Below are 11,626 nucleotides of genomic sequence, written 5' to 3'. Positions count from 1 at the left end.
GTATAGAAATTTGTCCATCAAAGTATTCATTTACTAGTTTGACTTTGAATTCTGAAGAGTATTTGGTCATAAAAAAAAGTTCCCCCAAAGTTGTTAGATTATGTCTAACAATTTTAGGGCACTTCATAATTATCTAAAATTAAGATTTCCTTTTTTGTTACTATTATTAATAATATATTTTGGGGGATACGGTGATGAATCAACGTATATATAAACGGAGCTTTTTTCCGATGTTATGGGAAATTATATTTGGCGGATTATTGATTTGGACATCAAAATTATTGTTTGAAGTTTCTGTAAAAATTGAATATGATCTATTGTCATTAATAATTATTCCGTTTGGTATATATGCTATAATCGTCGCTATTTTACAATTTCTTAGACGTGAAGTTTTAGTTATAGATAATTATGGAGTGAGAGTCATTCCCAATTATTTTAAAGAAAGCGTAGTTTTACGTTGGCAAGAAATTCTTTACATAGAATTAATACGTAAATCAAATGTTAAATTTATGATATTCTCTCTAAAAGATGGTCAAAAGATACAAATTGTTTTCACCGGAATATCTAGTTGGAAATCTAAAGAGTCTATTGAATTTATGAAGAAATTAATGAATGAGGATCCTGATGTTAAAGATATGCCCAAAGTTGATATTGAAAGTTCGACGATTTCATCATCAGGGGTCCTTCTTGTGTGGTTACTATTTCAAACTGTTGCGGGACTTTTAGCATGGGTTCATATGTTAATTTATAGCGAGGTGATTTTTAAGGGAAATATGTTTTCGCCCTTTTTTACCTTAGGTATAATGTCCGCCGTGTTTTTGATCGTAACTGACTTTAATTATTGGTTTCTTTTTAAACTTGGTTGGCATTCGACAGAAGAGGGAATCAAGTTTACTGGTCCCAGAGGATCTGTTCAATTTCCGGCATTTATCTCAAATTCTGCTGATTACTTGAATAGAAGAAATTCCATTTCATCTAGGGCAAAATATTTACAAAAAATTTATGTAGCTACAAGAATAATTCTTATTTCTTTTTTGATTGGTGGAGCTTCGGAGGCAATTGCTTTTATGATGTCTTTTAATTTGAAAGGTTATTTTTCAATAACGGTTGTTATTGTTGTTGCGATTCTTTTAATAATTATCTTTACTATGTATAAGCAATTTTTCGCCAAAATATTCAAATTAAAAATAATTCAGTCAGAAAACTCACGCCCCCATTTTGATGACATTTAAGAATGGCCTGATTCATGGTGGTATAGATTGAAATAGTGTAAAATAGATAAGATGAGAATTAACTTTAAGTAATAATTGAAGTGATAGAAGGGAATAATTTATGGATCTAGATCTTGATAAATTAAAAGAACGACAAAAGAGAATTCGTAATTTTTCTATCGTAGCGCATATCGATCATGGTAAATCAACAATTGCTGATCGTATTCTAGAAAAGACAAAAACAGTTTCCAAACGTGAAATGAAGGCCCAAATTCTAGATGATATGGATCTTGAGCGTGAACGTGGAATTACAATTAAATTAAATGCGGTTGAATTGGAATATGAAGCCAAAGATGGCAAAGATTATATTTTTCATTTAATCGATACGCCGGGACACGTGGACTTTTCGTATGAGGTCTCACGTTCCTTGGCTGCCTGTGAAGGTGCTTTGTTGGTTGTTGATGCGGCTCAAGGTGTGGAAGCACAAACTTTAGCCAATTCATACTTAGCAATTGATAATGACTTGGAAATATTGCCAGTCATTAATAAAGTTGATCTACCATCTGCTCAACCTGAAAAGGTTCAAGAGGAGATCGAAGAAATGATTGGGATCGATGCTAAAAATGCCGTTATGACTAGTGCCAAAACAGGTTTAGGTATTGACGAATTGTTGGAAAGAATCGTGTCTGATTTTCCTGCTCCTGAAGGGGACATTGATAAACCGCTAAAAGCCTTGATCTTTGATTCTGTCTATGACAGTTATCGTGGTGTTGTTTTGAATGTTCGAGTTCGTGAAGGCTTGGTAAAAGTCGGTGATACAATTCAGTTGATGAGCAATAAGAAGACCTTTGAAGTTACTGATGTTGGTGTTATGTCACCTAAGGCTGTTTCTCGTGACTATTTGATGGCTGGGGATGTTGGATATATTACAGCTAGTATCAAGTCAGTTATTGAAACTCAAGTTGGTGATACAGTTACTTTGGCTGATAATCCAACTGATGAAGCATTGACCGGTTATCGCAAGAGTACACCAATGGTATATGCTGGTATGTATCCAGTTGATAACGCGAGATACGAGGATCTTCATGAGGCTTTAGAGAAGTTGAAATTAAATGATGCGGCATTGGAATACGAACCAGAAACATCCCAAGCATTAGGATTTGGTTTTCGTGTTGGATTCTTAGGACTTTTGCATATGGATGTTGTCCAGGAACGTTTGGAAAGAGAATTTGATCTTGATCTGATTATTACTTCGCCATCAGTTGATTATCATGTTACGACAACTAGCGGTGAAGAAATCATCGTTGATAACCCGGCTGAGTTGCCCGATGCTTCGGAGATTCAAGAAGTGCGTGAACCATACGTCAGGGCCGAAATAATGGTCCCAGAAGACTATGTTGGTCCTGTTATGGAATTGTGCCAACGTAAACGTGGACAATTCGTTACGATGGATTATTTAGACAAATATCGAGTTAACGTCATTTATAAGTTGCCATTACTAGAAATCATCTTTGATTTCTTTGATGACTTAAAATCTAATACTAAAGGTTATGCCTCATTGGATTATGATGTTGATGCTTATGAAGCAAGTGACTTGGTAAAAATGGATATTCTTTTGAATGGCGAGATTGTCGATGCTCTTAGTTTCATAGTGCATCGTGACTTTGCCTATCAACGTGGACGTGATATTGTTTCTCGTTTGAAGGAAGTTATTCCGCGTCAAATGTTTGAAATTCCTGTTCAAGCTGCTATTGGTAATAAAGTCGTTGCTCGTGCAACAGTTAAGGCCTATCGTAAGGATGTTACTGCTAAACTTTATGGTGGTGACAGAACACGTCGTGATAAGTTGTTGAACAAGCAAAAGGCCGGTAAGAAACGTATGAAGGAAGTTGGAAAAGTAGCAATTCCTCAAGAAGCCTTCATGACTGTCCTTAACTTAAATAAAGGTAAAGGCGACGAATAAGCAAATATATAATTAAATTTAATCAGAACACTTATAATGAAAATGTTATAAGTGTTTTTTATTTGGGAGGTATTTTGATGGTGAAGTCAAATAATAACTATGATGCAATTGTAATTGGTGGAGGACCAGCCGGCTTGGCAGAAGCATATGCGTTAAAAGCCGCTGATAAAAATGTTGCCGTGATTGAAAATTACCAATGGGGTGGAACTTGTCCTAATCGAGGGTGCGATCCTAAAAAAATGCTATTGAGTGGTGTTCAAGCACGGGATCGAATTGAACAGTTACAGGGTAAGGGATTTTCTGAGATTCCTTGGGTAAACTGGAGCGAAATTGAAACCTTCAAAGAAACCTATACAAATAAAATACCTAAAGGTAGTCGTGATGGAATCGTCAGTGCGGGTATAACTGCTATTGATGGGGAACCTAAATTTATTTCTTCTGATCAAGTTGAAGTAAACGATGAAGTATATCAAGCAAATAATTTTGTGATTGCTACTGGACAAAGACCTAGTCGCTTAAATATTGCTGGCAATGAGAATTTATTAACAAGTACTGACTTTATGAATTTGAAATCAATGCCTAAAAAAATCACTTTCATCGGTGCAGGATATATTGCTTTTGAATTGGCTACAATTGCTAGTTCAACTGGAGCTGAAGTACATATTGTCCATCATAATGATCGTCCATTGAAAGAGTTTGATAAGTCATATGTTGACGAATTAGTTGAACAATTACAACGTCGTGGTATTCAATTTCACTTTAATATTGATACAAATGCCATTAAAAAAAGTACTAACGGATATACCTTAAAGGCTAATAATTTTAGTCTAGATAGTGATTTGATCGTTGGTGCGACTGGAAGAATTCCTAATGTTGAAAATCTAGCTTTGGATAAGGCTAATGTAAAATTTGATAATAAAGGTATTCAAACTAATGGTTATTTACAAACTACTAACCCTAAAATTTATGCAATCGGGGATGTCTTAGATAAAGTGGCACCCAAATTGACTCCCGTAGCAGGCTTTGAGGCTCGTTATGTGGCAAGTGTTATCATCGGTAGTCAAAGTCATGAAATTGCCTATCCAGCCACACCAACGCTAGTCTATGGCGGACCAGAACTTGCTAAGGTAGGAATCAGTGCGGTTGAAGCTAGAAAGAACCCTGATGACTATCAAATAGTCGATCAGGATCTAACAAAATGGTTTACTTATTATCGTACTGGTGAGCATGTTGCAAAAGCTAAAGTTATCTTTGATAAAGATCGTCAAATAGTTGGGGCTACTATTCTTAGTAATGAGGCGGATGAGGTCATTAATTATCTGACAATTGCCATCAATAAGAAAATGAAATATGATGAGATTGAAAATACGATTTTTGGCTATCCTACACCAGCCAGCGACCTAGAATATTTGCTCTAATTGCGTAGTATAATGGTCCTTAGAAATAGGGGGCAAATTACTAATGAAGACTGAAAAAGAAAAATTTTTAGCTGGTGAGCCATATCAAATCATGGACTCAGAATTAGCTGCTGATGAAACTAAATCAAGACGATTATGTAAGATATTAAATGAATTAGATGATACGGCGGTTGAACAGAAGGATAAAATTATTCGCCAATTGTTTGGTTCAGTTGGTAAAGATCCATATATTCAACCAAATTTTCGTTGTGACTTTGGTTATAACATACATGTTGGTGATAATTTCTTGTGTAACTACGATAATGTCATTTTAGATATTGCACCAGTTACTATTGGGGATCACTGTCTGATGGCACCACATGCTCAAATTTACGCGGCATATCACCCTTATGATCCTACACAAAGAGCTAATTTCATTGGACTAGGTAAACCAGTAACTATTGGTGATAACGTTTGGATCGGTGCCAATGCAGTCATTTTGCCAGGTGTTACTTTAGGCAACAACGTGATTATTGGTGCTAATTCAACAGTTACTAAATCATTTGGTGACAACGTGATTATTGCTGGAAGTCCTGCTAAAGTTTTACATAAGAATATGCCTAAAAAATAATGAACATTGAATAATTTGTAAATAAAATATATTTTAAGTTTTTAAAATTAGTAAAGAGGAGTTGTCTAACGACTGACTATTTCAATCGTTAGACAACTCCTATTTGTTTTATAATTAATAATCTTTAAACTTATAGCAGCATATTTACAAGTTTTTTTAAATCATCCTTTTCAGGAATCTCTGGCAGCATGTTGATGTCAAAAATAGCCTGATCCTTATATTCTTTAACCATGACTTGAGCGGCGTCAACCCCACCGTCAATAACTTGTTCAGCGGTATCGGCCAAAGCTTTATCACCAGTTTTACCTGCTTCAGCAATTTTATTCATAAAATCATTACCATTTTTACCAATTGCAAAGATGACAGGTAAAGTAAATTCACCATTTTGCAGCATATAGAGTGGTCCAAATTCATTTTCGGAATTATTGATTCCAATTAAATCGAAAATTTCACTTTTAATTTGATAAGCAATACCGATCGTGCGACCGATCTCACTAGCAGAATCAATTAAAACATCTGAAGCATGTGCGGCCTGGGCACCAAAACGACAGGCAAATTCGAACATGACTGCGGAACGGGTTTCAACTCGATTGATATATTCGGCAATGTCTTCAACAGGTTTGATCATCTGCTCATCGGCCAATAGTTGATTGGTTGTAATTTCTTGAACCGCGTCAATTTTTCCTTGCAAGTCATTGTCATCTGCAGAGCATTTTCTAAATTCAACATCGATCAAGTCAGAAAAGTATTCCACCATAAAATTTAAGTTTATGGCATCCGGACCAGCTTGGTGTTTGCGCATTAATTCATTACGAATGTAAAACATTTGAGAGGCAGCAGCGGCAGATTGTAGTGAATTTTCACGTAATTTAGCTGCATCGCCAAATCCAGCAAAAAGATAAAAGAAAGCTGTGTGTAAAAATCTTGCAGAGTGTAAATATCCTTTAGCCTCATTGACAATGTCATTTTTATTTAATTCGATCAATCTCAGCATGTAGTCTTCTAGGTTGATCAATTTAGGATTTAATCTAGGAAATTGTTGGAATGGTGATTCCATTAGTTAGTACTTCCTTTATTTGAATTTATCAATTTCAACTTCGAGGTTCTCCGCAATAGGTAGGAAAACCTCAGTAAAGAATTTTTGAGAATCAAATTTCTTTTGATCTTCAATGATGTCATTGCACCTTTTCCAAGCTGCATTACGCATATTAGTTGCTAAATTTTTACGAATAGAGTGTAGATGTTTTTTGATTTTTGGATCAGTGGCACCGTATGCTTGGATATAAAAGAAGATAATTTCATTAAAAGCATTATCTAGGATCCAGAAAAAAGTATTTCTCAGTTGAGCAATATTCATCATCTGAGTAAAAACTTTATCCTTTAAAATCTGTTCTTTAGTAAAGGTACTCGAAGAAACAATAATTGAGTTTACCTGACTCATATCAGCGATGTAGTTAGAATAGTGATCCCATTGATTTTCTTCCAGGTCCATACCGATTTTCTCTTTGATTTCAACTTTAGACATTTTCTTTAATTGTTTGAGAGTGTTATTTTTTATCTCGTTACTCTCTTCGACTAGTCTTTTTTCAAGATCGTATAGAATAGTCTGGTTTTCATTTAAGTATTTTATTACGATCGGCCAGATGTCGTTGTTAAAAGTATCATGGAAATGATTGAATAAATCATCAGTATAGGTATTTAATATTTGTCTGTCTGATTTTGTATCTTTCACATGGGATTCAAATTGGATAACAAGCGGTGTACCTTCTTTTTTATCAGGTGTACCGTAGGTTACCCCATTTTCTTTACGTTGTTTATCTTCCCATTCTTTCAATTCATTTAAGTCAAGCAAACCTAAAGGCATAATGGTAATGTCTGAATGTGTTGCCATGATTTGTAGGGCAAAGGGGGTAGTGATATTTTGTGTTTCGATAAATGACTTTAGAGTCACACGTAATTTTTTTTGATTGTCTAATTGATCTTCAGGATCAGCGTAAAAGGCTGAAGACTGGATCGGTGAATTCTCAAAACGGTCGTTTATTTGCTTTTTTAAATCATTAATATCCATTTATTTATCTTCCTCATTCGTATCGTATTTAACTTTTAATTCTTGTAATTTTTTTTGACCCTCATCAGTTAGGGCAGCAGCCTTTAAAGTAACGGTTGCTAAAGAGTAATTATCAATAGCTTCGATTTTGAGATTTTCAAACCAACCACTATTTTGAACTTCTTCAACAGTTTGATATAACATTGATGTTTTATTTAATTGTCGATTAGAAGTGAAATAATTGCGATCAACATCTTTTAATAATTGATAAATAGATTCTTCCATAGTCACATTAATTGTCATAATTGATTCTCCATTCCTATTTAATTATAGTTTACCGAAAACTAGAAAAATAAAAAATTAGTAAAATTCCTAAGTTAAAATAAATTGTTTGTCTGTTATGATAAAAAAGTAATAAAATTGATATATGGAGGGAATATTATGTCAAAGAAAATTTTAATTAGTGGATTACATTGTGAGAATTGTCCGGTACACATCGCTGAACTGATCAAGGATGTACCTGGAGTCGAGAAACAAGAGAAAGATATGGACAAAATGACCTTAACGTTAACGGGAAATATGGATTTAGAAAAAATCCAAGCTGCTTTGAGCAGTAAACCATTTACCGTTGAGGAAATTGCTTAATGAAATCTGGATCAACTAAAAAGGCTCAACTTCTAGGAGTTGAGCTTAATTTAATTTCATTATTGTTTAGTAGTATTAGTCCAGTTTTGAATAAATTTTCACTTGTTAGTTTGAACCCAATACTTGGGGCTTTATTAACTAGTGTTTTTGCTGCAATCCTGAATTTGATTTTAGTTTATGTTATGTATCACGATTTTTCGATTATTAAGAATAAGTGGGTGATCTTTTTAGGATTATCTAATGCAGTCGGAGTCATCTTGCAATATGTGGCGCTGTCCTTACTTAGTCCTGTAACAGTAACTCTAATTGCACGTATTTATTTGGTTTATGTATTTGTGTTGTCTTATGTTTTCTTGAAGGAAAAATTGTCTAAATTAGATTATTTGGCCATTATTTTATGTATCGGTGGTTCGATTTTTGTTTCTCAAGGTCGGATTCAAATTGATAGTGTTTGGGGAATTCTATGTGCTTTCATTTATCCATTGATGTATGCCATTAACAATATTATTGCTAAGTATTTGGTTAAAGATAACAATCCTGGAAATGTATTGTTTTATAATCATTTAGTTTCCGCCGCTATGTTACTAGTTTATGCCTTGTTTGTTCCAGGAACATTTGCTGGTATTCAAGCTAGAGCAGTTACTTTTAATTTTTTTGGAGCATTTTTTAACGGATTCTTATCGTTATTATTGTTCTATACTAGTTTGAAATATATCACAGCCGGAAAGGCCAACATTGTTCGTGCATTGGGACCAATCATAGTTATTGTTTACTCATACTTCTTCTTCCCAATTCAAATTACGGCAAATATAGTTGTAGGAGCGGTACTATTAGTCGCCTCAACAGCTATTGTTACGTTTACTAAAGCTGATAAAGCCTAAGCATATCGAATTTTCGATATGCTTTTTTATTAGGGAATTAACTAATTCAAATTTGTAACGGGTTTTGGAATAATAAATATAAAGATAGTGGGAGATTATTATGGAAAAATTATATGATAGTTATGATCGTTTACACGATTATGTTCGTCTTTCAATTACCGACCGTTGTAATTTGCGTTGTGTTTATTGTATGCCAAAAGAGGGATTACCATTTTTCCCAACTGATAAAGTTTTATCTCAAGATGAAATAGTTCAACTGATTGAAAATTTTTCGGAAATGGGAATTTCAAAAGTTAGAATAACTGGAGGTGAACCACTACTTAGAACGGATGTTGTTGATATAGTACGTCGAATCAAGGCTGTAGATGGAATTGAAGATGTTTCGATAACAACTAATGGACTATTCCTAGCCAAAAAGGCTAAGGATTTGAAAGAGGCTGGATTGGATCGGCTAAATATCAGTTTGGATACCTTTAAAGCTGATCGATTCAATGAAATCACCCGTGGTGGAGACATTGATCAGGTTTTAGAGGGAATAGAAGTCGCTAGCAAATTAAATTTTAAGAAAATAAAATTGAATGTAGTTTTGATCAAAGGACAAAACGATGATGAGGTCTTGGACTTCTTGAATTACACTAAAGCTCATAATGTTAACGTTAGATTTATTGAGTTTATGCCGATCGGTAATTCTTTAAAAATGTGGCGAAAAGAATATGTTGGATTGGAAAATGTTTTTAAAATATGTGCTGAAAATGATTTCCAATATGAACCGATAGCATTAAATGGAAATGGCCCTTCAGATAATTATCAAATTGCTGGATTTGAGGGTAGTTTTGGTTTGATCCATCCAATCAGTGCCAAATTCTGTGAAAATTGTAATCGAATGAGGATCACTGCTGATGGCTATGTGAAAGCATGTTTATATTGGAATGAAGAAATCAGTATTCGTGAGGCGATCCCTGATAAGAAAGAATTTCGTCGTTTAATTCAAAAATCTTTAGATAATAAACCATTAAATCATGAAATGGCAATGGATGAAGCAGATAAAATTATCGATAAAGCCCCAACATGGAGACATATGAGTCAAATCGGCGGCTAGGGTTGTTTTGACAACGTAGATCATTAAGAAAATACCTATAAAACTAGGTTTGACCCTGTAAAATTGGTTTGATTTATAATATTATAAATATAATAGTAAGTTTTTTCAGATCGACAAATCGTCTACATAACTAGGCAGATTTCGGGGAAATAACAGTGAAAGAAATAAATATTGATGTATTTGTGAAACGTCGTAAACAATTAAAATTATCGCAGGTAAAGCTTTGCGATGGAATATGCACTCAAGCGACACTCAGTAAATTTGAGAATAATGGACGGGTTCCATCGTTATCGATTTTAAATAAATTATGTGTTCGTTTAGGATTGATTGTTGATGATTTATACCAAAGCTCGACTTCAAATACTTCCAGATTGCATGATCTGTTAGATAATGCTGAAAAGAAATTAATGATGGAAGACTATCAAGAAGTAATTGATCTATTAGGGGAAATTGACCCAGAAAAAATTGAATTTGCACCATTGAAGACACAATTTTACTATTTGCGTGGACTGTTGAATGCCTTAACTAATCAGCAACCAGTAGATGTACTATTCGATTTTTCACAAATTCTCGATGAACTTGATGACGAGCATAAAACTATCTTTACACAATTGGCATACGTTGGTTCAGGGATAATGTATTCACGTAAAAAGCAATTCAGCAAAGCTGATTTCTATTTTGACAAGATTTGTCAATTTATTAAAGAATACCGTCAAAATGCCAATCCAGATGAAGATGATAAAGATAATTATTATTTAAGAATATTAACCTTGATCTTCTTTACGGCTGACTATCATGCGCAAAAGAAAGATTTTAGATTTAGTGATGATCTTGTTAAATTAGGTATTCAGCTTTGTTCTGAATATCATGTTACTTATTATTTACCACGACTAAAATTATTGGAAACTCAGAATGCAATTAAGCAGAGTAAACCCAAAGATTTGATTGAACAACTAATGAGTGAGACATTGGCTTTTGGTAGGATTAATAATAATCAAGTGGTTGAAGTTAGATTGGCAGCCTTAAAAAAACAATATGAAGAAACAAAATAAGCAGTTCGTTCATCTTTTGATGAGTGAGCTGCTTTTTTAAAATTCAATTAAATGATGGTGAATAGCGTAACGAACTAACTCTGTTCGCGAATCTAGTTCTAATTTACGAATGATACTAGCTTTATGTGCTTCAACAGTTTTGGTCGAAATAAACATTTGGCTGGCTATTTCTTTATTGGAGTAGCCTAAAGCAATCAGCGGAAAGATTTCTTTTTCGCGTTTTGATAGGCCATTATATCCTTCAAGATCAACATCAACACCGTCAGAATTAATTTGCTGAATATCTGATTTTGTAATCATTATATTTTGATCGATATAATTTTCGCCATTTGATAAAGATTTTAGAGCTTTAAGTAACTCTTCGTCAGAAGAACTTTTGAGTACATAAGACATTGCACCATTATGAATAGATTTATTAATATATTCCTGTTCTTCATGCATCGAAAGAATCAAAATTCTAACATCAGGATAATGGTCATGGATCCTTTTAGTTGTTATTAAACCACTTTCACCAGGTGGCATACTCAGATCCATTATTAAAATATTGATGCCACCTTGTTCAACTCTTAAATAAGTATCGGTTCCATTTGCTTCCTCGCCGACGACTTGGAAATTAGCTTGCTGATTAACTAAAAATGATAAACCGGATCTGACAATTGCGTGATCGTCAGCAATTAAAACTTTATACATATTTTTCTCC

The 11,626-nt window shown here is 33.9% G+C and carries 12 protein-coding genes; 8 read left to right on the top strand and 4 right to left on the bottom strand.

All coding sequences use genetic code 11. The features are described 5' to 3' along the window. The first annotated feature begins 230 nt into the window (after positions 1-230). The 4 genes from EKM64_RS09920 to EKM64_RS09905 all read left to right on the top strand — a co-directional run bounded on the left by EKM64_RS09920 (position 231) and on the right by EKM64_RS09905 (position 5,202). Entirely contained in the window at positions 231-1,232 is a 1,002-nt protein-coding gene (locus EKM64_RS09920; RefSeq protein WP_125678153.1) for a hypothetical protein, read from the top strand. Positions 1,233-1,332: 100 nt separating this feature from the next. Next, positions 1,333-3,174 (top strand): translation elongation factor 4, encoded by a 1,842-nt coding sequence (lepA, locus tag EKM64_RS09915; protein ID WP_125678151.1) that lies wholly within the window; start codon positions 1,333-1,335, stop codon positions 3,172-3,174. A gap of 77 nt (positions 3,175-3,251) precedes the next feature. Then, positions 3,252-4,592, top strand: coding sequence for a dihydrolipoyl dehydrogenase family protein (locus EKM64_RS09910; protein ID WP_125678149.1), 1,341 nt, complete (start codon positions 3,252-3,254; stop codon positions 4,590-4,592). Positions 4,593-4,635: 43 nt separating this feature from the next. Continuing rightward, the gene (locus EKM64_RS09905) at positions 4,636-5,202 is read left to right on the top strand and encodes a sugar O-acetyltransferase (protein ID WP_125678147.1); all 567 of its coding nucleotides are present in this window, start codon (positions 4,636-4,638) and stop codon (positions 5,200-5,202) included. Positions 5,203-5,332: 130 nt separating this feature from the next. Here EKM64_RS09905 and EKM64_RS09900 read toward each other — a convergent pair whose 3' ends face one another. Genes EKM64_RS09900 through EKM64_RS09890 form a run of 3 tightly spaced genes read right to left on the bottom strand, consistent with a single transcriptional unit; the run spans position 5,333 to position 7,552 of the window. Then, positions 5,333-6,259 carry a polyprenyl synthetase family protein gene (locus tag EKM64_RS09900; RefSeq protein WP_125678145.1) on the bottom strand — a complete coding sequence of 309 codons (927 nt, stop codon included), beginning with the start codon at positions 6,257-6,259 and terminating at the stop codon, positions 5,333-5,335. 15 nt (positions 6,260-6,274) lie between these two features. After that, positions 6,275-7,270 (bottom strand): hypothetical protein, encoded by a 996-nt coding sequence (locus EKM64_RS09895; protein WP_125678143.1) that lies wholly within the window; start codon positions 7,268-7,270, stop codon positions 6,275-6,277. Further along, positions 7,271-7,552: a hypothetical protein gene (locus EKM64_RS09890; RefSeq protein WP_125678141.1), complete on the bottom strand. Its 282-nt coding sequence runs from the start codon at positions 7,550-7,552 to the stop codon at positions 7,271-7,273. It lies immediately after the preceding gene. A gap of 138 nt (positions 7,553-7,690) precedes the next feature. Here EKM64_RS09890 and EKM64_RS09885 point away from each other — a divergent pair, with 138 nt between their 5' ends. The 4 genes from EKM64_RS09885 (at position 7,691) to EKM64_RS09870 (ending at position 10,926) form a co-directional block, all read left to right on the top strand. Further along, the gene (locus EKM64_RS09885) at positions 7,691-7,894 is read left to right on the top strand and encodes a heavy-metal-associated domain-containing protein (RefSeq protein WP_125678139.1); all 204 of its coding nucleotides are present in this window, start codon (positions 7,691-7,693) and stop codon (positions 7,892-7,894) included. Next, the gene (locus EKM64_RS09880; RefSeq protein WP_125678137.1) at positions 7,894-8,775 is read left to right on the top strand and encodes a DMT family transporter; all 882 of its coding nucleotides are present in this window, start codon (positions 7,894-7,896) and stop codon (positions 8,773-8,775) included. The genes EKM64_RS09885 and EKM64_RS09880 overlap by 1 nt, the downstream gene beginning before the upstream one ends. Positions 8,776-8,875: 100 nt before the next feature. Further along, complete coding sequence (moaA, locus tag EKM64_RS09875; RefSeq protein ID WP_125678135.1) at positions 8,876-9,874, top strand: GTP 3',8-cyclase MoaA; 999 nt, start codon at positions 8,876-8,878, stop codon at positions 9,872-9,874. Between the two features lie 164 nt (positions 9,875-10,038). Further along, positions 10,039-10,926, top strand: a complete 888-nt coding sequence (locus EKM64_RS09870) for a helix-turn-helix domain-containing protein (RefSeq protein ID WP_125678157.1) — start codon at positions 10,039-10,041, stop codon at positions 10,924-10,926. Positions 10,927-10,962: 36 nt separating this feature from the next. Here EKM64_RS09870 and EKM64_RS09865 read toward each other — a convergent pair whose 3' ends face one another. Continuing rightward, positions 10,963-11,616 (bottom strand): response regulator, encoded by a 654-nt coding sequence (locus EKM64_RS09865; protein ID WP_125678133.1) that lies wholly within the window; start codon positions 11,614-11,616, stop codon positions 10,963-10,965. Positions 11,617-11,626 lie beyond the last annotated feature (10 nt).

The sequence above is a fragment of the Companilactobacillus keshanensis genome (assembly GCF_003946205.1).
In the GTDB taxonomy this organism is placed as follows: domain Bacteria; phylum Bacillota; class Bacilli; order Lactobacillales; family Lactobacillaceae; genus Companilactobacillus; species Companilactobacillus keshanensis.
This window is presented reverse-complemented; position numbering and strand designations above follow the sequence as displayed.